This is a genomic window from Bacteroides thetaiotaomicron VPI-5482, from assembly GCF_000011065.1.
Classification (GTDB): domain Bacteria; phylum Bacteroidota; class Bacteroidia; order Bacteroidales; family Bacteroidaceae; genus Bacteroides; species Bacteroides thetaiotaomicron.
Genome location: NC_004663.1, coordinates 871399 through 897518, shown reverse-complemented (window position 1 = coordinate 897518; position 26120 = coordinate 871399). Strand labels below are relative to the sequence as shown.

Annotated in this window: 23 protein-coding genes; 6 read left to right on the top strand and 17 right to left on the bottom strand. The window is 46.0% G+C overall.

The annotated features are described in order from the left end of the window. Positions 1-12: 12 nt before the first annotated feature. The 11 genes from BT_RS03610 to atpD form a co-directional block, all read right to left on the bottom strand. Positions 13-2559 (bottom strand): helix-turn-helix domain-containing protein, encoded by a 2547-nt coding sequence (locus BT_RS03610; protein WP_011107414.1) that lies wholly within the window; start codon positions 2557-2559, stop codon positions 13-15. A 233-nt stretch (positions 2560-2792) separates the two neighbouring features. Further along, the gene (locus tag BT_RS03605; RefSeq protein ID WP_011107413.1) at positions 2793-4760 is read right to left on the bottom strand and encodes an LruC domain-containing protein; all 1968 of its coding nucleotides are present in this window, start codon (positions 4758-4760) and stop codon (positions 2793-2795) included. A 164-nt stretch (positions 4761-4924) separates the two neighbouring features. Further along, entirely contained in the window at positions 4925-5821 is an 897-nt protein-coding gene (locus BT_RS03600) for a F0F1 ATP synthase subunit gamma (protein ID WP_008761394.1), read from the bottom strand. Positions 5822-5910: 89 nt separating this feature from the next. Beyond that, entirely contained in the window at positions 5911-7494 is a 1584-nt protein-coding gene (atpA, locus tag BT_RS03595; protein ID WP_011107412.1) for a F0F1 ATP synthase subunit alpha, read from the bottom strand. After that, the gene (locus tag BT_RS03590) at positions 7494-8054 is read right to left on the bottom strand and encodes a F0F1 ATP synthase subunit delta (protein WP_008761392.1); all 561 of its coding nucleotides are present in this window, start codon (positions 8052-8054) and stop codon (positions 7494-7496) included. The genes atpA and BT_RS03590 overlap by 1 nt, the downstream gene beginning before the upstream one ends. A 5-nt stretch (positions 8055-8059) precedes the next feature. Beyond that, positions 8060-8563, bottom strand: a complete 504-nt coding sequence (gene atpF, locus BT_RS03585) for a F0F1 ATP synthase subunit B (protein ID WP_008761391.1) — start codon at positions 8561-8563, stop codon at positions 8060-8062. Between the two features lie 12 nt (positions 8564-8575). Beyond that, complete coding sequence (gene atpE, locus BT_RS03580) at positions 8576-8833, bottom strand: ATP synthase F0 subunit C (RefSeq protein ID WP_004295758.1); 258 nt, start codon at positions 8831-8833, stop codon at positions 8576-8578. A gap of 58 nt (positions 8834-8891) precedes the next feature. After that, positions 8892-9998 carry a F0F1 ATP synthase subunit A gene (gene atpB / locus BT_RS03575; protein ID WP_011107411.1) on the bottom strand — a complete coding sequence of 369 codons (1107 nt, stop codon included), beginning with the start codon at positions 9996-9998 and terminating at the stop codon, positions 8892-8894. Then, on the bottom strand, positions 9982-10416 hold the full coding sequence (locus tag BT_RS03570; RefSeq protein ID WP_008765589.1) for a hypothetical protein: 435 nt from the start codon (positions 10414-10416) through the stop codon (positions 9982-9984). The genes atpB and BT_RS03570 overlap by 17 nt, the downstream gene beginning before the upstream one ends. Positions 10417-10458: 42 nt before the next feature. After that, positions 10459-10704 carry an ATP synthase F1 subunit epsilon gene (gene atpC / locus BT_RS03565; RefSeq protein ID WP_011107410.1) on the bottom strand — a complete coding sequence of 82 codons (246 nt, stop codon included), beginning with the start codon at positions 10702-10704 and terminating at the stop codon, positions 10459-10461. Between the two features lie 18 nt (positions 10705-10722). Continuing rightward, complete coding sequence (gene atpD / locus BT_RS03560) at positions 10723-12240, bottom strand: F0F1 ATP synthase subunit beta (protein ID WP_008761388.1); 1518 nt, start codon at positions 12238-12240, stop codon at positions 10723-10725. Between the two features lie 622 nt (positions 12241-12862). On the opposite strand from atpD, the gene BT_RS03555 reads away from it, so the two are divergent. Together BT_RS03555 and BT_RS03550 are read left to right on the top strand one after the other, a co-directional pair. Beyond that, positions 12863-13273, top strand: a complete 411-nt coding sequence (locus BT_RS03555) for a hypothetical protein (RefSeq protein ID WP_008765587.1) — start codon at positions 12863-12865, stop codon at positions 13271-13273. 111 nt (positions 13274-13384) lie between these two features. Next, entirely contained in the window at positions 13385-15748 is a 2364-nt protein-coding gene (locus BT_RS03550; protein WP_162303189.1) for a DUF3987 domain-containing protein, read from the top strand. Positions 15749-15972: 224 nt separating this feature from the next. Here BT_RS03550 and BT_RS03545 read toward each other — a convergent pair whose 3' ends face one another. Continuing rightward, positions 15973-16218 (bottom strand): DUF4248 domain-containing protein, encoded by a 246-nt coding sequence (locus tag BT_RS03545; RefSeq protein ID WP_008761384.1) that lies wholly within the window; start codon positions 16216-16218, stop codon positions 15973-15975. A 278-nt stretch (positions 16219-16496) separates the two neighbouring features. Between BT_RS03545 and BT_RS03540 the strand changes: the two genes are divergently transcribed. The 3 genes from BT_RS03540 to BT_RS03530 all read left to right on the top strand — a co-directional run bounded on the left by BT_RS03540 (position 16497) and on the right by BT_RS03530 (position 17691). Next, complete coding sequence (locus BT_RS03540) at positions 16497-17006, top strand: HU family DNA-binding protein (RefSeq protein ID WP_008765585.1); 510 nt, start codon at positions 16497-16499, stop codon at positions 17004-17006. A 64-nt stretch (positions 17007-17070) separates the two neighbouring features. Then, a complete protein-coding gene (locus BT_RS03535; protein ID WP_105100245.1) occupies positions 17071-17535 on the top strand; it encodes an N-acetylmuramoyl-L-alanine amidase in 465 nt (154 codons plus the stop codon). 54 nt (positions 17536-17589) lie between these two features. Beyond that, positions 17590-17691, top strand: coding sequence for a smalltalk protein (locus BT_RS03530; protein ID WP_149192761.1), 102 nt, complete (start codon positions 17590-17592; stop codon positions 17689-17691). 130 nt (positions 17692-17821) lie between these two features. On the opposite strand, the gene BT_RS03525 is transcribed toward BT_RS03530, so the two are convergent. From BT_RS03525 to BT_RS03505, 5 genes are all read right to left on the bottom strand, one after another. Beyond that, a complete protein-coding gene (locus tag BT_RS03525) occupies positions 17822-18760 on the bottom strand; it encodes an outer membrane beta-barrel protein (protein ID WP_055229865.1) in 939 nt (312 codons plus the stop codon). Between the two features lie 98 nt (positions 18761-18858). Then, the gene (gene purT / locus BT_RS03520) at positions 18859-20025 is read right to left on the bottom strand and encodes a formate-dependent phosphoribosylglycinamide formyltransferase (protein WP_008765582.1); all 1167 of its coding nucleotides are present in this window, start codon (positions 20023-20025) and stop codon (positions 18859-18861) included. 50 nt (positions 20026-20075) lie between these two features. Further along, a complete protein-coding gene (locus BT_RS03515; protein ID WP_225011901.1) occupies positions 20076-21251 on the bottom strand; it encodes an acyloxyacyl hydrolase in 1176 nt (391 codons plus the stop codon). Between the two features lie 84 nt (positions 21252-21335). After that, on the bottom strand, positions 21336-21959 hold the full coding sequence (locus tag BT_RS03510) for a chloramphenicol acetyltransferase (protein ID WP_008765580.1): 624 nt from the start codon (positions 21957-21959) through the stop codon (positions 21336-21338). Positions 21960-22224: 265 nt separating this feature from the next. Then, positions 22225-23742, bottom strand: a complete 1518-nt coding sequence (locus BT_RS03505; RefSeq protein WP_011107406.1) for a DUF4301 family protein — start codon at positions 23740-23742, stop codon at positions 22225-22227. Between the two features lie 106 nt (positions 23743-23848). On the opposite strand from BT_RS03505, the gene BT_RS03500 reads away from it, so the two are divergent. Then, the gene (locus BT_RS03500; RefSeq protein ID WP_011107405.1) at positions 23849-26065 is read left to right on the top strand and encodes a RelA/SpoT family protein; all 2217 of its coding nucleotides are present in this window, start codon (positions 23849-23851) and stop codon (positions 26063-26065) included. The last annotated feature ends 55 nt before the right edge of the window (positions 26066-26120 follow it).

Here is a 26120-nt window from a genome sequence, read left to right as displayed (position 1 = left end):
AAAATGAGTTTTTTAATGCCCCGCCGTCGCCAACACAAAACGAATATCAGCGTAAGAAACGTCATCTCCCAATGCAGCTTTAATAGCCACCACTCCCATAAATTCATGGGTCTCCAGATAAGTCCGGACCTTCTTTATCTTGTCCGCTGTCACTACCTGTTCCAACTTTATTTTATCTTCACGGAGATAATGTTCCAGATGAGTAGCAATCGTTCCTGTCACCAAATCACGAGCTTTGGCTATCTCTTCTATCGTCATCCCCTGGCAAAACATTTCATAACTCACCAGCTTTGAATCTTTCTTCTTCTCTTTCTCCTCATTATGCTGTGCATCCAGCTTTCTTTCCCTTGCATCCTCTTTCCCCGAAACAGAAGTAAAGATCTCCGGTCGTTCCAGTTTGTTCTCCTTCATATATTTGCGCACAATGCCCAAGATCTCAAGTCCGTACTTCTCCACTCCTTTCGCACCGAAATAAGGTATCGCTTCCAAAGCTACCGGTGTATCCGGTAACAGATTCACAATACCCATCAATGCCTTTTGCTGCATGATCACATAAGCCGGCATATTCACTTCGCGCGTCTTTGCCGTTCTCCATTCCGACAGAGCACGATAAAGTTCCGGATGCAGAATATCCGTCGGAACTTCTACTTTCACCTTTCCTGAATTGCTGCGAGTGCGTTCTTTCCGTTCTTTTTTCTCCTTCGGAGCCTTGGTAGAAGAACCGGAAGAAGCAGTTTCCCCTTCGAGACTTAACATCACTTTCGCCTTCCGTTTCAGATAATCCGTTACCATAAATTTCTCCGTCCGCATCGCATCCAGCAAAGACTCTTTAATCCATAAAGCATCGTCCAATGCCTGCAAACGTTCATTCAGTTGTTTCCGCAACTCTTTATTATCAAGAGGCATACTGGTCTTGTCAAACAGCGCCCGGACAGGAAGCAATGCTTCACAGAAATAAGTAGCACCAGAATGAATCCTTTGCTGTAGCTCCTCATTTCCGGCATAATTTTCATTCCCGTTAATCAGACGCGTATATTGATTACGAAAGCGATTGGAAACTTCCACCACCTTCTCTTTGAGATGCGGAGCCAGTTCTTTATACTCGGCAAGCAACTTCGGATAAAGTTTATAAAGCTCTTCATCCATCATCCGGAGCAACCGCTTATAAGCCTGCTCAAGCGAATAGAAATTAAATAAATCATTCAACAGATCATAGAAATAAGCCTTTTGCATGTCGTTCAACTGCTTGCTCCCCGGTTTATTCTGTTCCACATCTCTTGTGAAATTATCTACAATGCTATCGCTGATTATCGCCTCCCTACGCAAAGGAGTCTCCAACACCATTCCTTCCAGAGTCTTGCAACGGCTCAATGCTACATACGTCTGCCCATGAGCAAAAGAGTTACGAGCATCGATAATCGCCCGCTCAAACGTCAGACCCTGACTCTTATGAATCGTGATAGCCCACGCCAGACGGATGGGATATTGCCGGAACACACCTTCTATTTCTTCCGTGATCTCCTTCGTTTCTTCGTTCAGCACATACTTATAATTCCCCCATTCTTCGGGCAACAACTGAAAGACATCACTACTGTCTTTTCCACGTACGGACATTCCTTTTTCGTCAACACTCATCACTTCGCCTATCATGCCGTTATAGTAACGTTTTTCTGATGAAACGTCATTCTTAAGGAACATGATCTGTGCTCCTTCTTTGACTGTAAGCACTTCATCCGCAGGGTACGAGTACTCAGGAAAATTTCCCTCTATCTCCGCCCGAAAACTATAAGCCCGTCCAGACAGTGATGCCAGTTCACGGTCGTTCACCTGCTGGGCCTGATAGTTATGCGTTGTCAGTCGGATATACCCTTCTTCTTTCCGTGGACGAAAACCGGGCTGATAACGACGATTCAATTCGTTCAACACTTCATCATCTGCTTTATTTTCGCGTATCTTGTTCAGAAGAGAAAGAAAGAAAGTATCACTCTGACGGTAGACTTTCTTTAGTTCAATGGTCATATACACCGTTTCCTTCAGTGCACGGCTGGCAAAAAAATATGGAGTCTCGTAATGATTCTTCAGTAGCTCCCATTCATTGTCTTTTACCACAGGAGCCAACTGTTGCAAGTCGCCGATCATCAGCAACTGCACACCTCCGAAAGGTTTTTCACGGTCACGATAACGACGTAAAGCCGCGTCCACAGCGTCCAGCAAATCTGCACGTACCATACTGATTTCGTCGATAACAAGCAGATCCATGCTGCGGATAATATTCCGTTTCTCTTTGCTGAAACGGTAGTGCATCTTGGCAGAATTGAAAGTCGTTTCCGGCACAAACGGAGCAAAAGACAACTGAAAGAATGAATGAATCGTCACCCCTCCGGCGTTGATAGCTGCGATTCCTGTTGGAGCCAATACGACCATGCGCTTGGGGGTATGTTCTCTCAATCGTTTTAGAAATGTAGTTTTTCCGGTTCCGGCTTTTCCGGTAAGAAACAGATGCGTGCCTGTATTTTCAATGAACTGCCAAGCTAGTTGTAGTTCAGGATTATTTTCCATGTTTCCTCTAATTTTCGGTAAAGGTACTGAATAGATTCCAACCACCGAAATTGAATGTAAGGAAAAGCAATAATCAAGCCGGTATTTTCATCATCATTTCTTTACTCCCGAAATATTTGTATACAAATAAACAAAAAAGGTCCCGGTATCTTCTCGCTTGAAGTACACCGGGACCGGATCAAATCAGAACACAAAGTCGTGTCACAGTTATATATCGAAATTGTTTTTGTTTCTTAATTCTTGGGAGACTGATATCTCTTGTACCAATCTGTAGATTTTGATCCCCAAGAATCAGCCCAATTCTTGAAATAAGGATATTCCGTATCAATGTTATGCGTCTCCGTCACCGGAATGAAATTCAACATCGGAATATCGATGGCAAACGGATAAGCTCCGTCACGATCAATGTAATAGACATCCTTACTAGAACCTATCAGCGATTTGTCAGCATAAGATGTCGGTGAATATTTAGGCAGATGTACTTCCGTCCGGTTCTGTTGCCCTGCCGCATATTTTACTATAATGTACGGATTATATATCTTCAGATTCTCCTTATTAAAAGTGGCCTTTTCAAAGGTTCTGGTTATCGTACATGTACCCACTTTCCCCTTAACAGCTTGTTTTACACTTGGGAATACAATAATAGAAGACGTTTCGCTCTCCACTTTTATATCCTTATCTGAAGTCACTTTACCAAACTGTCCTCCATCTATCTGATAAGCAAATGCATTATCATACATCGCTCCGTCGTGTGTGGGCGTAAATGTATCCACAATCTTATTTATCATGTTTTCTGTGTTGAAATATATGGCACGATTATATTCTACGATCACGTCGTTCATGTCATAATCTCCCCCGTCAGGCCAAATATCTTCAAAGGCTAAAGTCCCCTTTAAGTTCTCCTGTGCATCCGGCTTTTCTATTGGTTTATCATCACTCGGGATATTGGGTCTGTTCGGATTATCAATAGAACTTTCCGGAGAAGCATCTACATAAAATAGTAGATCACAAAAACTTCTGTTTGCTCCATCTTCCACACCAATAATGGTTTTTCCACTCTTTTCATCTTTTACAGATACGAAACCACCATTAGAATACCCATTAGAAGTTATTAATGGTTTTGTAATGTCAATTTCATTCTCATTTTGATGATACCCATCTGCATATATAAACCATCCTACTGTATATCCTTTCGGAAATTTTTCACTTGGTTTACCATCCTCACCCCAAAAGAGCAGACGTACTTTATCTCCACACTTCAAAATAGATAAAGCTCCATTATATACGGAAAAAGCAACATTTGGAAATACGATATACTTCCTCATATTAGAGTTACTAACTCCATCACTTGTTTTATAATAATAATATCCAAATGAATTATTAAATGAAGCGTCCCTGTCAAGAAAGACCAAATCTAACGTAGTTCCCTCTTGTGTTACATTAATATTAGTGATTTCAGATCCCTTATACAAATAAGCGTTGTCAACAGAACCTCCGGATGGCTTGAAAAAAGAGTTTAAACGTTCTACAAGATTTCCAATCAATTCATTACCCACTTGTTTTTGAGGTGTTACATATCCATTATTAATAGGGTCTGGCTTTCCTGTTTGACTATTATAAATATAGGTGAGATTTCCTCCTTCTCCCCACTTACACAATGAATACAAATTAGCACCGGAATTGATAAGATACGGCACGCTACCTTTCGAAAAGTCATAAGAACGCGTTACCGCTTTAGTATTGGCAGTAGAAGAATCCTTTTTACTCATATCAAAACTAGCCATCCCATCTTTGATATCTAGTTTTACGCATCGGGGTACTCCCCAGCTTGATGTATACAAGTAAACAGTCTCTACAGAAGTCGGAATATTCATTTTCCCTTCATATTTTCCATTTCCATCCGTGAAAATTTTGAATAAAGCTTCAACCCCTTCTTTCTTTACCGGAACATTGTCCACTACTTCCATCGGGTCTTCATCATACACTTCAAGTAGAGCCACAAGTCCGGGCAAATCATAATTTACTGAAAGTTTCACGTCGCCACGTGTTTCAAATCCGAAATACTCGCTAGGGTCCGGAAGAGGTTCTTTTCCATAATTAGGATCGTACAGATCTTTTTCCATACATCCAGCCAACAGCCCACCAATCAATGCTGCCGTAGCAATAGCACCAGAAATGCCGAATAATCGCTTTTGTGTCATAATCTATATATTTGTTTTGTTAGTTATCAAGGTTTGTTTTGTTCCCATCAAAACAATCTCACCTCTCAAATAATTTTCAAATATATAGATTATTTAATTACTAGCCGGACAAAGCTTAAAAACGGAATACCGATTCACAAAATAGTGTTATCGTGCAAAGTTATTTACTGCATAGAACCACCCACAATATCCAATAATTCGTTGGTAATAGCTTGCTGGCGACTCTTATTATATTGCTTCGTCAAATCCTGAATCAATTCGTTCGCATTGTCCGTAGCCACCTGCATCGCCAATGTGCGTGCCGCATGTTCCGAAGCGTTCGAATCCACGGCAGCCGTAAAGAGTTTCTGGCTCAATACCGTCGGGATCAGATTGGCGATCAGTTCCTCTGCAGAAGGTTCGATAATGTAATCATTCGCTATTTCACCTCCTTGTACTTCTTCTTCCTTTTGCTTCTCTTCCTCATCCACGACCCGTGTCAGGTCAATAGGCAGATAAGTTTCGCGAAGCAGAATCTGCACGCCCATTGATTTAAAATGATGATAGATCAGTTCTACCCGGTCTATTTCTCCGGATACGTACATTTCCATCAGGCGATGTGCCAGTTCGGAAGCCTCCTGATACGATGGTTTGTCGGAAAGCGTCGGTGAAGTCTCCTGCGGTTCGAATCCCAGGCGCTTCACTGCTTCATCCACCTTCTTCCCTACCGGAAATATCAGGATATTATCCTGTCCCAGTGTACGAAACTCACCGACCGTTTGCAGCAGCATCTTAATCACATTTGCATTAAAAGCACCACAGAGCGACGTATTCGAAGAAAAGGCAACGATTGCCACACGCTTCACTTCCCTCGCCTTGATGTAAGGAGATTCAACAGGAAGGTCGGCACTCAGGAAGTTGGTCAGAATCTTGTTAAGCTTCCTTTCGTAAGGCAGCATATTTTCAATGGCTCCTTGTGCCTTGTGTAACTTGGCAGAAGCCACCATCTTCATTGCTGAAGTGATTTTTCGGGTACTCTTTACCGAATTTATTCTGGTTTTTACTTCTTTCAGTGAAGCCATAACTATTTAAATTAAGAATTAAGAATGAGTGTGTGTCAAAAGTCAGTCCCAGTTCAGTTACTATTGACTTTTGACACAGCGTCTTCATTTTATAAATATTGTTTAGCAACCATAGCGGCAGTCTCTTCGATAGCCTTGGTCACGTTATCGTCTATCACACCGGTTCTCAGAACGTCCAGCACATCTTCCTGATGATTGAGTTGTAAAGATTCGATGAAGCTGCGTTCAAAATCCTGTACGTTTTCCAAGGGAACATCGTGGAGCAGACCGTGCGTGCCGCAATACAGAATAGCAATCTGTTGTTCTACCGGCATCGGACTATACTGAGGCTGAATCAGCAATTGTGCATTCTTACGTCCCTTGTCGATAGTCATCGCCGTAATGGGGTCCATATCACTGCTAAACTTGGAGAAGGCTTCCAGTTCACGATACTGTGCCTGGTCCATCTTCAAGGTTCCGGCCACTTTCTTCATCGCCTTAATCTGAGCGTTACCACCTACACGGGATACAGAAATACCGACATTGATAGCCGGACGGACACCTTGATTAAACAAGTCCGTTTCGAGGAATATCTGTCCGTCGGTAATAGAAATCACGTTCGTCGGGATATATGCCGAAACGTCTCCTGCCTGCGTCTCAATGATAGGCAGAGCTGTGAGTGAACCACCCACTTTCACGATACCTTTCAGGCTCTCCGGAAGGTCGTTCATTTCGCGTGCCACTTCTTCTTCCTTGATGATCTTTGCCGCACGTTCCAACAGACGGGAGTGCAGGTAGAAAATATCACCCGGATACGCCTCACGCCCGGACGGACGGCGAAGAATCAACGATACTTCCCGATAAGCAACTGCCTGCTTGGAAAGGTCATCATAAACCACCAGCGCATGACGGCCGGTATCACGGAAATATTCACCGATGGCAGCTCCTGCAAACGGTGCATAATACTGCAACGCTGCCGGATCACCTGCCGTAGCGGCAACGACAATCGTGTAATCCATCGCTCCATACTCACGGAGCGTATTTACGATAGAAGCCACGGTAGAACCTTTCTGACCGATAGCTACATAAATACAGTACACCGGGTCACCTGCCAGAAAGTTATTGCGCTGATTGATAATCGTATCAATCGCAATGGAAGTTTTTCCTGTCTGACGGTCGCCGATAATCAGCTCACGCTGTCCGCGTCCGATAGGAATCATAGCGTCTACAGCTTTCAAGCCCGTCTGTAACGGTTGGTTTACCGGCTGGCGGTAGATAACTCCCGGCGCTTTGCGTTCCAACGGCATTTCATACAGTTCTCCGCCGATCAGCCCTTTTCCGTCGAGCGGTTCGCCCAACGGGTCGATGACACGTCCCAGCATGCTTTCACCTACACGGATTGAGGCGATACGCTTGGTACGTTTCACTATAAAGCCTTCCTTGATTCTGTCGGTAGGTCCCAGCAGAACGGCACCTACGTTGTCCTCTTCGAGGTTCATCACAATGGCTTTGATGCCGTTGTCAAACTCCAGCAATTCGTTGGCTTCGGCGTTCCGCAATCCGTAGATACGTACCACTCCGTCGCTTACCTGGAGCACCGTACCGATCTCGTCGAGCTGCACGTTGGTATTGATACCTTCGAGCTGCTTGCGCAATATATCGGATACTTCGCTTACTCTTATATTTTCAGACATTATACAATTCTCCTATTCTTATCAATAAACTGTTGTTTCACTCGTTTCAACTGCGTGGCAATGCTTGCATCGAGCCGATAATCATTGATATCGAAGATGAAGCCCCCCTCTATCGAGGGATCGATCACAGTATCCAGTTCCATTTGGGCATGCAGAATATGTGCTGCTGCGGAACGGATCCGGTTTTCTGTCTCCTTGTCCACCGGGACTGCCGTAATCAGTTTGCCTACTCCGATGTGTTTCAGTTTCCGGTAAAGATCGAGATACATCAGGCTGATGAACTGCAAATAGCCTTCGCGCCTGTTTCGCAGAACCAGCGTGATGAAACGGACAAACTCTCTGCTGGATTCACCGTTACCATCGGCAGCCGTACATATCAGCGCCAACTTGTCCTTTACCGACACCACAGGATTATCAAGCACTTCGCGCAGTCCCGGCTGGACACGAAAACTGTGAGACAATGTGAAGAATTCGTTGTAGAGTCTATCCTCCACACCTTTCTCCTGGGCGTATTCGATCATCGCTTTGGCATATCGCATTGAGAGTACTCCGACTTCCATCTTCCTTAGTTCTTATTAGGGGTTAATACTTCATCCAGCATACGGTCGATCATTCCCATCTGGGATTCTTTGTCCTGAAGGTTCTTGCGGAGCACCTTCTCGGCGATATCGACAGAAAGCACAGCTACCTGGCGACGGATGTCGCGGATCGCTTCATCCTTCTCTATCTGGATTTGTTGTTTCACCGCATCCAGTTCTTTCTGTGCGGCTATCTCTGCTTGCTTACGGGCCTCGTGAACAATCTTGTCACGTTCTTCCATTGCCTCCTTCAAGATTCGTCCTTGTTCCTTGTTGGCAGCAGCCACAAGCGCCTCGCCCTCTTCCTTCAAATGAGCTAACTGGGCGTTGGCTTCCCTTGCCACCTCCAAGGACTGGTCGATATAGGTTTTACGGCCTTCCACCATCTTGATGATGATGGGGAAACCGTATTTCGCTAATATCACGAACACAACCCCGAATGCGACAAACATCCAGAACAACAGGCCACTATCAGGTAATAGTAATGACATATCTATTTAATATTACAGGAAGAATACCAGCAGACATACTACTACCGCCAACAGAGCCACACCTTCGATCAAGGCGGCGGCGATAATCATATTCATACGGATGTCACCCGAGGCTTCCGGCTGGCGTGCAATAGCTTCCATAGCCGAACCACCAATCTTACCAATACCCAAACCAGCTCCGATTACTGCAAGACCTGCACCGATAGCTGCACCTAATTTACTTACTCCTACTGCTGCTGCAGTGGCTTGTAACAATACTGATAGTAACATAATTTTCAGTTTTAAAATGGTTTATTTTCTCGTTTATTTATTTGCTCTCTCTTCGCGTTTATTCTGCTTTTACTTTTGCACCTTCCTGCGCCAGTCCGATAAATACGGCCGAAAGCATGGTGAATACATATGCCTGGATGAAAGCTACCAACAGTTCAAGCGCATTCATAAAAATGTTGAACAGTACGGAAGCTACCGTCAGTGTACCGTTGAGCGCAGGTCCCATGCTTGCCGAGATAAAGATCAGGCAAGTCAGTACCAGCATCGCCATGTGTCCCGCCAGCATATTGGCGAAAAGACGGATCATCAAGGCAAACGGTTTCGTAAAGATTCCGAAGAACTCGATGAAAGGCATCATCGGTACAGGCACTTTCAGCCACCAGGGCACATCCGGCCAAAAAATATCTTTCCAGTAATGTTTCGTTCCAAAGATGTTGACTGCAAGGAACGTACAGATAGCAAGCACCATAGTAATGGCAATGTTTCCCGTCACATTCGCACCACCGGGGAAGAAAGGAATCAGCCCCATGATGTTATTAATGAAAATGAAGAAAAACGCAGTCAGCAGGTACGGTGCAAACTTCCGGTAGTTGGGTCCGACACAACTCTTGATGATATCATCGTTCACCATCATGATAAACATTTCCATGAATCCGATAAAACCACCCGGCGCCAACGCTCCCTGCGGACGCTTCCTGTACCATTGCGCCACACTCAGCACGATAACCAGCAGCAGCACACTGTTGAACAACAAAGCGAATGTCACCTTCGTAATGGAAATATCCCACGGACGAACCTGCTCTCCGGCTGCATTATACTCCACCAGTTTGCCTTCGTACTTACTTCCTTCGGGGGCGACGGAGAGCCCTTCATAAGTGCCTCCATTCTCAGCGAGACGGGAAGAAAGGAACGTATGCCAACCTGTAGTAGAACTATAAACAATGATAGGTAATGGTATAGTAATGTGCGTTTTACCCCACGTCGTAATATGCCATTCGTATGAGTCGCCGATATGTCCGAACACGATCTCCTTCACATCGACCGTATTCTCTTTCTGCTCCTGCGGAGTCACATCTTCCTGTGTCTGCGCGAAGACCGGCAGACCGGCTACCAACATCAGGCAGAGCAGAAATATCGGAGCTACTATGTTACGCAACTGTTTCATTTTTATTCTTATTTTTCTTTTTCCGTTTCAGGTTCACTTCAAAGGAGAAGAAGAACCACGTTTCATATATCAGATACAACAGATAGAACGAGATAAACGTCAGCAAGAAAGCCTTGGCTTCTTCGCGTACTGCCAGACAATAAATCAGCAGCAGAATCAGCGAGAGAATCATTTTTATCATCTTCATTGCCAGATACAGCAGCGACAACTTCTGCGGAGCATGCCGCCGACACGCATCGAACATATAAATACTAAACAAACCGAAGATATAGAAATATACCGGTATAAACGGATATCCTCCGAAATAATGCCCCGGCAAGGCTATGTGTAAAATCACTGCTCCCGCTGCTCCGCTTAGTATAGCAAACAGCGTATTCAGTGCGATAAAATTCCGTTTAGTCTTACTAATGTTCACCATGTCGTTGTGTTTTTCTGCTGTATATTATCCATCTCGTCTTCCTTACGAGACACACACCGAAGCTGTCCCGTCACTCATTTCAACAAAACCACCCTGAATATCCAATGTATGCTCCTCGCCGTCCATCGTGGTATAACCCAACGTTCCCGCTTTCAATGACGAGACGATCGGCGCGTGTCCCGGCAGGATAGAAAACGATCCTACCGTTCCCGGCAGTGTGACAATCTTCACTTCTCCGTCGAATACGCTCTTTTCGGGCGATACGATACTTAAATGCAATTCTTTCATCATGGAATGTTGTTTCGATTACTTTTTCGCTTGTTCCAGCAATTTCTTGCCTTTCTCTATCGCTTCTTCAATCGTGCCCACGTTCAGGAAAGCCTGTTCGGGGAGGTTGTCTACCTCACCGTCGAGAATCATTCTGAACCCTTTGATTGTATCCTCGATGCCTACCATCACGCCCGGAACGCCTGTAAACTGTTCGGCAACGGCAAACGGCTGCGAAAGGAAACGCTGCACACGGCGCGCACGGTTCACGACCAGTTTATCTTCTTCCGAAAGTTCCTCCATACCAAGGATGGAGATGATGTCCTGCAATTCCTTGTTGCGCTGCAAAATCTGTTTCACGCGCTGTGCTACGTCATAATGTTCCTGTCCCACGATGTGCGGGTCAAGGATACGGGACGTAGAAGCCAGTGGATCGACAGCCGGATAGATACCCAATTCCGTAATCTTACGGTCGAGCACGGTCGTTGCATCCAGATGGCTGAAGGTTGTTGCCGGAGCAGGGTCCGTCAAGTCATCCGCAGGCACATATACTGCCTGTACGGAGGTGATAGAACCTTTCCGGGTGGAAGTGATACGTTCCTGCATCGCACCCATTTCCGTGGCAAGTGTCGGCTGATAACCAACGGCAGAAGGCATACGTCCCAGCAGAGCCGAGACTTCCGAACCCGCCTGCGTGAAACGGAAAATGTTATCGATAAAAAACAGGATATCACGTTTCTCACCTTCCTTGCCGGCATCACGGAAAGATTCCGCTACCGTCAGTCCGGACAATGCCACAGAGGCACGTGCGCCCGGAGGCTCGTTCATCTGTCCGAAAATCAAGGATACCTGCGACTTTTCCAGTTCATTATAGTCTACTTTCGAAAGGTCCCAGTCGCCCTTCTCCATACTTTCCTTGAAAGCCTCGCCGTAGCGGATAACGCCCGACTCGATCATTTCACGCAGCAAGTCGTTACCTTCACGGGTACGCTCGCCGACTCCGGCAAATACGGAGAATCCGTTATGTTTCTTGGCAATATTATTGATCAGTTCCTGAATAAGTACGGTCTTTCCTACACCGGCACCGCCAAAGAGTCCGATCTTGCCACCTTTGGCATACGGCTCCAGCAGGTCGATTACTTTGATACCCGTGAAGAGTACCTCCTGCACAGTTGTCAAATCTTCAAACTTTGGGGGATCACGGTGGATGGAATATGCGCCTGTACGGTCGAGACTCTTCATACCGTCGATAGAGTCGCCCACTACGTTCATCAGTCGTCCTTTAATCTGTTCGCCTATCGGCATTGTGATCGGGCCTCCGGTGGGATACACCTTCATGCCTCGCTGAAGTCCGTCAGTGCTGTCCATAGCCACGGTACGAACCGTATTCTCGCCGATGTGTTGCTGAACTTCTACAACCAGTATTTTGCCGTTTGGCCTCTTTATCTCCAGTGCGTCGTGAATGCTTGGCAGCATTAACTCTGCGTCCGTACCTTCAAAGTACACGTCGACCACAGGGCCGATCACCTGTGAGATATGTCCGATAATCTGTGACATAAGCAATCTTTATTTATATTATTCTTTCTTTACCTATCGAATTTTAGTAGCATGACAAGGAACGTTTCGCGTTTTATCTACTTTAATCTACTATAGTAAACAGTTAAATTTAGCTTTTGTTCAATCATGCCCGATTTCTTTTTAACAAAATAGTTAAATAAACAACCGCGCAAATGTAGAAACAAATTAGCATCGTTGTTCTTCCTTTTTCATTATTTGTCGTTCAATAACACTTGTTAGGCCAACAAAGACTACAAACAGACCAATATCGGAACATTCCAATTACGATTGTATAGTAAAACAAGCCTGTTAATTATAAAATATCATTAAAACTATGACTTAACATCAAGTTTTCCCATTCAACGGTAATATTCAAACACTTAAACGAGCGATAAAATAGTAGCATATGCAACTAGTTTTATATCCGGGCACGTACATCCTATTAAACACTCCCCATTTGCCTGAAGCGGAAAAGTTTTCGGCAAGAAAATTATAAATTCCTTAATTTTGCCACTTTGTTAAATGTCAGCAGAAAAAATAAGAAGCAAAAAACACTCTTCTGATAAAAAAAGAAGAAATTTGCTGCATTATTAATCCTAAAAATTATGGTAAAAAAAACCTTTTGGCTTTTGCCGAAAAAATCGGCAACTTTACGTTAAACGTAACAATGGTAGACAAAGCAGGCAATCCGTTGACAGTAGATGATATATCTCAATGTCACCTACCCGGATTCCCCATCTTATTTACTCAAAATGAATTACTTGAAATCCTTGCAAAAGAGATTTTCAAGCAACAGTTTCTTTGGAAATCCGTACAGGATAAAGACATCAAAGAGTGCAACAAAGAAGAACGGATCATCAAGCAGATACCGCTGATGCCACGCTGTCCGGATGTACTGAAAGGGCTGTTCCATTGCATCGAAATCCGCGACGAACGCTCTCCGAAGCATGCCATAGCCTATAAAAGCTGTCTGGGAAAACTGGAGGAGATGGTGAAAGACCAATGGGACGATTGGAACAGAAATCAGTCCTAATAATCGATTTGGTAAAAAAAGAGAAGTTCCTACCTTCGCAGCCGGAAGCCCGTGATAACTACACCACCCGCTTCCGGCAACTTATATATTATATTTCAAATGAGAAAGCACATGTACCAAGTGTCACTATTTATCAACACTTGGAGTAAAACTCCCACGACTATAACTTTTGAAGATTTTTTCGCAATGGTACGCAACGGACATTGGAAAGTGCCTACGGAAGGCCACCGCAGCTGTCTGGCAAAAGACCGCAAACACGACGCGCAAACCATCAAAGACAGCATGGCATGTGTCATCCCCGCAGGCATATGCAAGAATGGACACGCAAAAAACAACCTTACCTCCCTGTCACTCGCACTCTGCATCGACATCGACCATACGGACGAACAGACAAAGGATATTTTCGTACGTGCCTGCCTGCTCGAATACGTACTGGGAGCGTTTATCAGCATCTCCGGACGTGGTGTTAAGTTGTTCATTCGTATAGATATCGATGGAGTAAACGATTATCCTGCCATTTATGAAGCGACGGCAAAGCTCGTTTCCACCGTTCTCGGCGTAGAGAACGACGGGAAATGCAAGGATATCACCCATCCCTGCTTCGGATCATACGACCCGGACGCATACTACAACGGTGACGCAAAGGCCGTCAACGACTTTCTGCCGAACGGTGCACTCACTCTGCGCGTCACCTACGCTCCCGTCACTTCCGCTCCCCGTACCACCTGCACTCCCACCTCTTTCTCCAACGGACATCCGCCTGCGATGCCGGATAACCGGATTTCCGCCGCTCCCTTCGTACAGTCCTACCTCACCCTCTACCCTGCCGCAACGGGCGACCGGAACGGAACCGTTTTCCGGCTCAGCTGCGCTGCCTGCAAACGCGGCATCGACCGTAACGAACTGACCACCGAATTGGTTCGCACCTTGGAAGAAGACAACTTCCGTGAGCCCGAAATCGCACGTACTGTAAAATCAGCTTACCAGAATGTAATGACTGCGGCAGAGACGGAAAGCTTCGAAAATCCTCCTTCAAATTCCAGTAAAGTCCAAAAGTCCGTTATAGGATTTTCAGAAAACGAAAATCCGGCAGAAAAGGAGGATGAAATCATCGGAGAAGAGCTCAGAGAGCAGACTCCGACCTTTCCTGACGAAATTTACGATCTCATTCCCGCCATCTTCAAGGAGTGCGTCTCCATCGCAAGAGATGAGCGTGAAAGGGACGGACTCTTGTTGTCATGTATTACCACGATAAGCAGCATGCTCCCCAGTGTAAGCATCCGCTACAACCGACGGAATTATCAGCCCAATATCTACTGTATCGTCGTAGCTTCCTCCGGTGCCAACAAGAACCTCATCGGCTATGGCATACGCCTGCACAAGCACTATTGTGAGTATTGGGAGAAGCAGAGTCTGAAGATCGAAAAGGAATACAAGAAAGCACTCAGGGACTACACCCTCTCCTTGCAGGCGATACGCAAAAAGAATACTGCTGCCACCAACCTGCCGGACGAACCGGAGGAGCCGAAGCTGGCATTTCCGCTGATCCCTGCCGACATCAGCCGTGCACAGCTCATCACTCACCTCATCAACAACCAAAGTTGTTCTTCCTTGCTCACCAGTACCGAAGCCAGCAGCGTCAGCACAGCCCGCAACCAAGATTACGGACACTTCGACGATATCCTCTGCAAGGCATTCGAGCACGAACTGATCAGTTCGTCCTACAAGATCAACGGACGACATCCGCTGAAAGTGGAATATCCCTCCCTGTCGGCTTTTCTCACCGGCACTCCATCCAGCCTCATTTTATTCATCCCGACCATGGAGACAGGGCTGTACAACCGCTTTCTGATCAATACCTTCAGACTTCCGGCAGCATGGCAGGATGTGTTCGCGGAGGAAAAGGTGCGGGCGGACGATCTCTTCAACGAGTTGTCCATGCGCTTCGCACAGATGGCATTGTTTCTGAAAGATTCTCCTACGGAAGTAAAGCTGACAGATACACAGAAAAAAGAATTCAACCGGGTATTCACGCAACTGCTCAAAGATACGGACCAGTTAGGTAATGATGACCTGCTGGGGGTGGTGAAACGTTATGGAGTGATAACGGCACGCATCTGCTGCATTTTCTCCGCCATCGACAAGGGAACCATGAGAATGGAAACACCCGAAGTATACTGCTCGGACGCGCATTTCAAAGCAGCGCTCGCCATCGTGCTGTGTTGCTTCGAACATAGTAAACTGGTCAGTACTTCGGTAAAAAGCTCTGCCGAAGATACGAAACCATTACAATCGCCCGATAATCTCTCGCGACTTCTGACGAAACTCAAAAAGAGTTTTTCAGCCAAAGAAGCATGTGCTTTGGGAGAGGAATTGAACCTCTCAAGAAGCACCGTTTACTACTTATTGAATAAAGGCATTAAAGCAGGGAGAATCAGCAAGTTAGGTCACGGTTCGTATATTCTGAAAATCTAATATGGACTTTCTGGACTTTACTGGACTTTGAAAGGGGAAATTCGTGACTTTTACTTCATTGTCACAAGAAAAAAACAATAAGTCTTATTAGCATATCGAAATTAGCTATTAGCAAAAACAAATTAGCTAATAGCTAATTTCGATATGCTAATAGCTAATTTGTTTCTTCCTTACAGACGGACGACTTATCAAGAAACAGATTCACGACTCATCGAAAAACAGATTCACGGCTCATCGAGAAACTTCACGATCAGCCTCACCTGTCTGCTGCTATAAGCATGATCGTTTTTTCCTTCTCCACCGCTATACATAGCGTCATAAAGTTCTTTATTATTTCTGATCCATCCCCGTAGTTTCTGCATGGCATAAATCAATGGCAAATGTGGATTGTACTTGTGAGCCAGCTCCGACTTCAAATACGGACGGATGACAAACGGTTCTTCTTCCGCTTCTTCTTTTTCTGTTTTCATATCGTTGTTTTTAAGTTCTTTCGTACTTCAAATATACTAAAACATATTTGCGCACACAAGCAAACAAGTAAAATAAAATCAATCAGAAAGAAAGTAAATACATTCTGAAAGAAAGTACGACGAAGTACGATAAAGTACGTATTCTCATGGCTTAATAATAGGCTACCTTTGACACATCGAAAGAAAGAAACAGAGCTCATTCTCTCTCCCGACACTGATCGAGTGACAGCAATCAGTAATTATTAATTTATATTTTTCTAAATCTTTAATTTATCATCATGGCAATACCATTTAAAAGAATGGGTCGTAAAGACCCGCGAAAAATTGACGGGGTGCTGAAGTACCACCCCCAACTGGTGACGATGGGCCAAAGTGTAGACCTTGACGGCATCGCCTACATCATGAAAGACAAGAGTTCCCTCTCCCTGGGCGACATCCAAAGCGTACTGACCAACTATGTGGAGGCAATGCGAGCGGCGCTCTTCGACGGAAAATCGGTCAATATCAGAGACTTCGGTGTATTCAGCCTATCCGCCCATACGCTGGGAGCAACCACGAAAGAAGAGTGTACGGTGAAGAATATCAAATCTATACAGATCAACTTCCGCCCTTCCAGCAGCGTCCGCCCCAACCTAACGTCTACCCGTGCCGGTGACAAGATCGAGTTTCTCGACCTCGAAGCCCCGAAAAAGAAGAAAGGCGACGGATCAGGAGAGGACAACACCCCCGGTGGCGGTGGAAACGAAGGCGGCGGAGGCGACGAGGAAGCTCCGGACCCGACAGTGTAAGAAGTGGAGAGTTGAGAGTTGGTAATCAATGTACGAGGGATTGATAGTTAGAATTAGTGGCTTTATGAGGAAGATTCATTTAATTGTGATTCACTGTTCTGCAACGCGGGCAGACAAGGAGTTGACGGCTTTTGATCTGGATACGATGCACCGCCGGCGGGGATTTAACGGGACAGGTTATCATTACTATATCCGCAAAGATGGAACAACGCATCTTACCCGTCCGGTGGAACGGATCGGGGCACATGCGAAAGGTTTTAATGCGGAGAGTATCGGAATTTGCTACGAAGGCGGCCTGGACTGCCGGGGACGCCCGGCGGACACACGGACACCGGAACAGCGGGCAGCGCTCCGGCTGCTGGTGCATCAGTTGCAAGAGAGATTCCCCGGTTGCCGGGTGTGCGGTCATCGCGACTTGTCGCCGGATCGCAACGGTAATGGAGAGATTGAGCCGGAGGAGTGGATCAAGGCGTGCCCGTGCTTTGAGGTAAAGGAGGAAAGTTATGCCTTGCAATCATTCATTCGGTAATGATTCACTTAGTAATCAATCATGTAAAGAGTCGGAAAGGAGGTGTGTAAAGTTATGGCAGTCAAGAGATCCCTTTGGGATACCATTTTGAAAGTAGTCATCGCGGTGGCTTCGGCAGTGCTGGGTATTGTAGGCGGTAATGCGATGAGTCTGTAAGATCAAAGAAATAACAATGTTATAAACGCGAGAGAGAGGATGCAGTTTCAGACTTCTGCCCTCTCTCTTTATTTATAAATCTAAGTACAGTATAAACATTGATATTCTTCCTAGAAAGAAGGAGTTATCATCAGAAGTAATAGCGCAACCCACCCAACAGGTTAAAGCGGGTGATTCCACAACGCTCGTCTTCTTTCAGCAGCATCCAGTCTTGTTTGGGCAGGCTACCGCTAATTCCGTTCAGAGTCAAGCCGAGTCCCCAATTGGCGGAAAGCATATATTCCACTCCCACCGTGGCATGAAAACCAAATCCGGTAGCACTGTAGAGGGGATCATGATAAAGGAAAACGCCCATCCCGAGTCCCGACTTTAAAATCCATCTGTCGAACTTCGAGCGACCTACCCACTCGGGAGCTATATAAGAGAAGGTCATGTCTCCTCCATCGGAGAAAGACTTTCTGAAACCGGAATATTGCAATCCGATTCCCATACCATTGCTCCACGTATATTCGTAAGCGAGCTTCCAATCGATTCCTCCTTTGGAGTCTAAAGTCGCACCGTTGATATCATACATTTTGCTGGTCACCCAACCATACCCGAAGCTCGCTTCGAACGTGTTGGCAGGTGCTCTCCGCTCTTCCTTTTCTTCTTTCACAGCCACCCGGCCAAGGTCAATCATGTCTTGTACAGGGTTTCCTTCAGTCGCATTCACCTTTGTGTCCGTCAGGCGAAGCATTAAAGCGTTGATTTGATGGCAGGAACTTCCCCAGAAAGAAGGTTTCACATGTTCGGTAATGGCGAGTCCGTTTCCACCGTTCTTCCCGGTGGCTTCTTGTGCCAGGCGCAGCACTTGATCATAACGACAATTTCTGGATGTACCCCGGTCTACAACAGAAACACTTCCGAGCGTTTCGGCTGTGTTTGGAACTGTATCTCCCGGTTCGATGACATAAACCGAATCTGCCGGAACGGGATTCGGATAGGTTCTTACAATATGAGTGACCACTTTAGGTGAACAGGAAGTCAGTAATAGCATAGCAGTAGCTGCCAATAGTTTAGTCTTTTTCATGTTTTTCATTATGAGTTATATAAGAGGAGATGATGAGAGAGAATCAAAAGCAATATTCACTATCCTTTTGCTTTTGACTCACTCTCATTCTTTTTTATTTAGTACACCTCTACTTTCTCGGCGATTCGTTTCGCTTTATCACGCAACGCATCCAGATCGGAGTTCAGCGGTGCATAGCAAAGTACGACTCCCATGCGACGGTTGACGCGGGTAAACGGCTTGCCGAAGATGCGCAGATAAGTGTCTTCTTCTTTCGTCACTTCTTCCATGCCACGATACTGAGGACGTTCCTGACTCGCTATCGGAGAAAGGATAACGGCACTTGCACCGATCCGCTCCTGCTTGATGCCGGGGATGGGCAGACCGAGTACGGCCCGCAGGTGAAGTTCAAACTCATTCAGATTCTGTGTTCCTGCCAATGTCACCATGCCCGTATCGTGCGGACGGGGAGAAAGCTCGGAGAAGTAGACTCCGTTTTCATGGCTCAGGAAGAATTCCACTCCCCAAAGTCCGGCACCAGTCAAGGCACGGGTTACTTTTTCCGCCATTTCTTCGGCTTCTTTCAAGTGTGCAGGGTCGATGTGTGCAGGCTGGAAACTCTCACGGTAGTCACCGCCTTTCTGTACGTGTCCGATAGGAGGACAGAACAGCGTAGGTCCGTTTTTCTGTGTAACGGTGAGCAGGGTGATTTCACTGTCGAATTTGATGAATTCTTCGATGATCAGTTCGCGGATATCGCCACGGCTGCCACTGCATCCGTATTCCCAGGCATGTTCAAGCTCGTCGGCACTCTTGACGAGAGACTGTCCTTTGCCGGAAGAAGACATCAACGGTTTGACGACACAAGGGAAACCGATTTTGGCGGCTGCTTCCTTCAGTTCGTCCAGGGTCTTGGCATAAAAATAGTTGGCTGTTTTCAAGCCGAGTTCTTTGGCGGCAAGGTCACGGATCGCCTTACGGTTCATCGTGAAGTTGACGGCACGGGCACTGGGCACTACCTGGATTCCTTCTTTTTCAAAGTCATAGAGACGCTCTGTGCGGATGGCTTCTATCTCCGGAACGATGATGTCCGGATGATGTTTTTCGACAACGCGTTCCAATGCTTCACCGTCCAGCATGTCGAAGACTTCAAATTCATCGGCAACTTGCATAGCAGGTGCTCCGGCATAAGAATCACAAGCAATGACGTGTTGCCCCTTGCGCTGTGCAGAGATCACAAACTCTTTTCCTAACTCTCCGGAACCGAGTAACAATATTTTCTTCATTATTTTGAGTGTTTTATGTTAGTGATGCAAAATTAGTATATTTCTTTTTATTAATGACGTACCTTAGGATATTTATTGTGGAAACGGAAACCGAGTCCGAGCATCAGATAGTTGGGCGTCTGGAAGTTCTGCAAATTGTATCCGATGTGAAGAAAGGAACTGCGGGTAACGGCTATTTTCAATGCAAGAATCTGGTAAAAGCCTCTCATATCGCCACGGCTGAGCACGTTGGCTCCCATACCGACGCCAATGGTAAAATAAGGCATCACATATTCCGCACGTCCCGAAAGTCCCAAGGCCAGTTGATGCTGAATGCCCGGTTTCAGGAACTCACGTTTAGAACTGCTGCTCCCATATTCCACAATTACATCTTCCCTATATACATTGGCACTGCCATCATAGACACCGTCCAGTGAAGCTCCCACGCGAAATTTATAACCCAGATTATACATCGGGGCAAAATTGAATCCGGCAACGGGATACGCATTGGGAGATGCGATCTGCTTCTCTCCTACCCACACTCCCTTTCGACGCCATGACCCGAACAGCACGACATCATAACTGATATGCCGGGGAAAACGGGTGGTGACAGGCTGATAGAGTGATTTCGAGAGGTCTTCTTCCGTACGATTGAAATTGTAGACGAGTCCGATCTTGGCTCCGGCAGTATTGATTCCCGCATTCGGGAATTTAGTGTTACCATTGGAGAAGTGCGTGAAATCGCCTCCGACAATCAGATCGAAGTAACGGGAAAACGCCCAGTTTATGTAAACTCCGGCATTGATATAAGCATTCATCCGTGAACCGACCGCACCATTATAGGAATTATAATAATTGTCGTATGGCTTCCATCCGGCGGACAAACCGAAATTCCACTCATAATTGAGCGAGGCACGGGGAGAGAAACGGGCAATTCGTGCTCCTTGAAACACATAGAATGAGAAAGGATCGCCCAACTGTTTTTTATCACCAAAGGTGGTAAGGGACACACCGATACCCTGATAAGCTCCACCGTAAATACGGTCGGCACAAGTATTGGGGCGAAACTTGAACGAGTATTTCAAGTGGGCGGCAAACGATGTCTGAATCGGTTTCCAGCGTTCGTTCTCTCCTTGCAGGAAGGGGTTGGTAGGAAATACATATTGCGGACGGGCTTCCATTCCCAAACGATGGATAAAACCAAAAGACTCCTGCCCTGCCAAAGGAGTCTTCGGCAGGCAAAACATGATGGAACAAAGAGCGATGGTTTTCCATCTCAGGGTCTTGTTTCTCATAGTGCCGTCATTGTTAGTCTCCAGATCCTGACGGTTTCATAAATCAAGGGTCTCAATAAACTTGGCAACATGATAACCATCCATCAGTCCGTGATGACAAGTGACGGAAATGGGGAGCATCAGCTTCTCTCCTTCCCGAAAGTATTTTCCGGTGGATATTTTGGGGACGCTATCGCCCGAACGCATGTTCGAAGGGTGTTTCATATCTGTAAAGGCCAGCCATGGGACAGCCGAATAGTGAATGGCGTTGGGATGGAAAGTTCCTCCTTTGTTCAGTCCGGTGGTGGCTTGCAGCCGCTCCATTTCGGTTTTCGCCTTACGGATAAAAGTGAGCTCATCGGGATCGTACTCAAAGGCAGCAAAAGAAAAAGTATGATCGGCACGCCCTACTGTCGCTTCGGGAAGAAGACTGTCATAGCAGACTACCTTGTCGCCCTCGATGCGGTAACGGAATTCCTCGACTTTGCTTGCGGCAGTGATGATACGATGTAATAGTAAAAGAGAAAAGGAGACGCCTTTGTCTTTAGCCTCCTGATAAGAACGGGTACAGTCTACATGGACTGTCACTCCGAAAAAGGGATCATCGAATGCGCTGAAATGTTCAAAATGCTCTTTTCTGTTCCATGTTGCAATGTCAATGATCTTTTCTATCTGATTCATCCTAAATACTCTTTTTATTATAAGTAGTGACTAAAAAGTCGGTTGTATCTACACTAGGGCTGACTAAAAGTCGGCAGTATCTTAAATCTCCTCCTTCGGGAAGGAGGAGATTTAAGATAGTACTGACTTTTTAGTCAGCCTCTCAGATTTTGCTTTTACTTAATTAGTAATTATAATGATCGGGAGAGACATTTGTCTGTATCTGCCATTCGGACGACCGCGGAGGAGGAAGAATGACAGACTGGACCCAATCTTGTTTTAAATCCTACTGATGCTGCTCGCGCAACAGGTCGTTCACCGTTTTCACCGGATTGAAAGTGGTAAGAGGAACTTCTACGAATACTGTGTTCCAGTCGCTCATCGCACCATTCCATAAGCCGGGAAGTTCAAGCGCTTTCAGGTCTTTTCCGTTCTTTGATTTATAAGAAATGAAGCCGGTCGCCTTATCTACATATTTCACCAGGTCGAACTTGTGACCTTTATAATCGCGTACGGCACAAACCAAGTCTACCGGATTGAAGTGCGTACCCTTTTCGAACATTTCCTTTTTGGCAGGATCGTTCATGTCGATCTGAGAGCTTTCGAGGATTTGCAGTGAGATAGTTCCGTCACTGTTATAAGCAAGGAACGGACCGCCACCCGGCTCACCTACATTCTTCACCATACCGCATACACGCATCGGACGGTTCAGTTTGTTCTTCAGGTAGATCACCAGTTCGGCATCTTCGAGGTTCTTCGTTTCGGGATTCTTGCAGAAAAGTTGTTTTTGCAGGAATTGGAGAATTTCCATGATTTGCTCGTGCGTATACTTTCCGCTGTCGAGCAGTTCGAGGTATTCGAATGCCTTTTTCTGCAAGGACACGAGTACGCCGGCAATCAGTTTTTTATAAGTAACGGTGTCGGCTTTCAGTTTATCGGGTACTACGTTGTCGATATTCTTGATGAAGATAATATCAGCGTCGAGATCGTTCAGGTTCTCGATCAGTGCACCGTGCCCACCCGGACGGAACAGGAGTTTACCATTGTCTCGGAACGGCTGGTTGTCCATATCGGCAGCGATGGTGTCGGTATTTGGTTTCTGTTCGGAGAAGGTGATGTAATAGTCTACTCCGTAACGTTTGCCGAATGCTTCGGCTTTCTCTTCCACCAGTTTCTTGAAGAGTTCGCGATGTTCGGTAGAGACAGTGAAGTGTACGTTGACTTTACCACTTTTTCCGGCTGCATACATAGCGCCTTCGGCAAGATGTTCTTCCAGTGGAGTACGTGAACCTTCGGGATATTTATGGAATTTGAGCAGACCTTTCGGAAGTGCTCCGTAGTTGAGTCCGGCAGTTTCGAGAAGGGCAGCTACTACGGCTTTGTAATTACCTTCTTCCATCAGCCCCGGAATATCTTTTCCGGCTGTACGCTGACAAGCTACATTCAAGTCGTCATAGAAAGCAAAATCCTTGATTCCGTCGAAGAATGCCTGCTCAAACTTTGTAGTAGGTTTGTCATACTCTGCGGACAGAAACTCGAACAGATTCTTGAACATACGACTGGCAGCGCCCGAAGCAGGAACAAACTTCACGATGATTTTATCCGTATTCTTATAAGCATCCCATGCAGCCAGATATGCGTTCTTTTCTTCTGCGTCAGGAGCCAATATGCCTTTTTCTATGGAAGCGGCAGCGTCCAGTTTCAAATAAGGAAAACCCGTCTGGAAGCAAGCCAGCTGTTCTGCTATCTGCGCCTCCGTGATGCCTTTCTTGGCAAGCAACTCTTTGTCCTGTGTCGTTATCATAATATCTATTTTTATTAATTGATGCCCAAAAATACAAAATGTTATTTACTTCTTGCCGAATAACCGGGAAAAAAACTAATTTTACGTCGAATTAACAAGATTGAATATGGACGACTTTTTTACATCAGAGGAAAAGAAGGAGCTTTTTTCACTCTACAGGCATCTGTTGCAATCTGCCGGAGATACGATTTTCTGGAGGGATTGCCAAAAATTAAAGAAACATCTTATCAAAGCCGCCCAGTGTAACGGGCTGCAACGCAATAACTTCGGGATGAATCCCGTCATCAGAGATTTACAAACGGCAGTTATCGTAGCCGAAGAAATTGGCATGAAAGGTTCGTGTCTGGTCGGCATCATGCTTCACGAAATAGTGAAGGCACATATCCTGTCTATCGAAGAAGTGAATGCCGAATATGGCGAAGATGTAGGCAGTATCATCAAAGGACTGGTGAAAACAAACGAACTGTACTCCAAAAGTCCGGCGATAGAATCGGAGAATTTCCGCAATCTCCTGCTCTCTTTTGCCGAAGATATGCGCGTCATCCTGATTATGATCGCAGACCGTGTGAACATCATGCGCCAAATCAAGGATACAGGCAACGAGGAAGACCGGGTGAAAGTAGCGAACGAAGCTGCTTACCTATATGCTCCGCTGGCCCACAAACTGGGACTTTACAAGCTGAAATCGGAATTGGAAGACTTGTCGCTGAAATATACGCAGCGGGAAACCTACTACTTTATAAAGGAGAAGCTCAACGAGACGAAAGCATCCCGCGACAAGTATATCGCTTCTTTCATCGATCCTATCCAGAAGAAGGTAAAGGAAGCCGGACTGAAGTTCGACATCAAGGGACGTACCAAATCCATCCATTCCATCTGGAATAAGATTCAGAAGCAGAAGACTCCGTTTGAAGGTATCTATGACTTGTTCGCTATCCGTATCATTCTGGATTCCGAACCGGACCCGGCCAAAGAAAAGCAGGAATGCTGGCAGGTCTATTCTATCGTAACGGATATGTATCAGCCGAACCCGAAACGTCTGCGGGACTGGCTCTCGATTCCAAAGAGCAACGGTTATGAATCGTTGCACATTACCGTGATGGGCCCGGAAGGAAGATGGGTGGAAGTACAGATCCGTACCCGCCGGATGGACGAGATCGCTGAACGGGGACTCGCCGCACACTGGAGATACAAAGGTATCAAAGGGGAAACAGGACTGGACGAATGGCTGACTTCGGTACGTGAAGCGCTTGAAAATGCGGATAACGACTCACTGAAAGTGATGGATCAGTTCAAGATGGACCTTTACGAGGATGAGGTATTTGTATTCACGCCTAAAGGAGACTTATTCAAACTTGCCAAAGGAGCTACTGTGCTCGATTTCGCATTCCACATCCATAGCAAACTGGGATGCAAGTGTATCGGTGCGAAAGTAAACGGCAAAAATGTACAGCTCAAACAGAAACTGAACAGCGGTGATCAGGTAGAAATCATGACGTCGAATACCCAGACTCCCAAACAGGACTGGCTCAACATCGTGACGACTTCCAAAGCCCGCACCAAGATACGGCAGGCACTCAAAGAGATGGTAGCACGCCAGCACGATTTCGCCAAAGAGACACTGGAACGGAAGTTCAAGAACCGGAAGATGGAGTATGACGAAGCCACCATGATGCGCCTGATCAAGCGGCTGGGCTTTAAAAATGTGACAGAGTTTTATCAGAAGATTGCTGACGAGACATTGGATGTCAACGACATTCTGGACAAATACCTTGAACAGCAGAGACGGGACAATGACACGCACGATGAGATTGTGTATCGCAGTGCCGAAGGATATAATTTGCAGGCAACTCAGGAAGAACCTAGTTCAAAAGAGGATGTACTGGTCATTGATCAGAATCTGAAAGGACTGGAATTTAAACTGGCCAAATGCTGTAACCCGATCTATGGGGATGATGTATTCGGATTTGTAACCGTGAGCGGAGGTATCAAGATTCACCGGGCAGACTGTCCGAATGCCAATCAGATGCGCGAACGGTTCGGATACCGGATTGTTAAAGCGCGTTGGGCTGGCAAGTCAGTCGGTACGCAGTATCCTATTACGCTGCGCGTAGTAGGTCATGATGATATCGGCATTGTTACCAATATTACTTCCATCATTTCCAAAGAGAATGGAATCAGTCTGCGGTCCATCGGAATCAATTCTAACGACGGACTATTCTCCGGAACGCTTACGGTCATGGTGGGTGATACCGGACGACTGGAAGCGCTGATCAAAAAGCTGCGGACAGTGAAGGGAGTTAAACAGGTAAGCAGAAACTAAGCACTCTATGCTAACAACAAATCTGTTGACAGGTCTTTAATAAAAAGACTGGCAT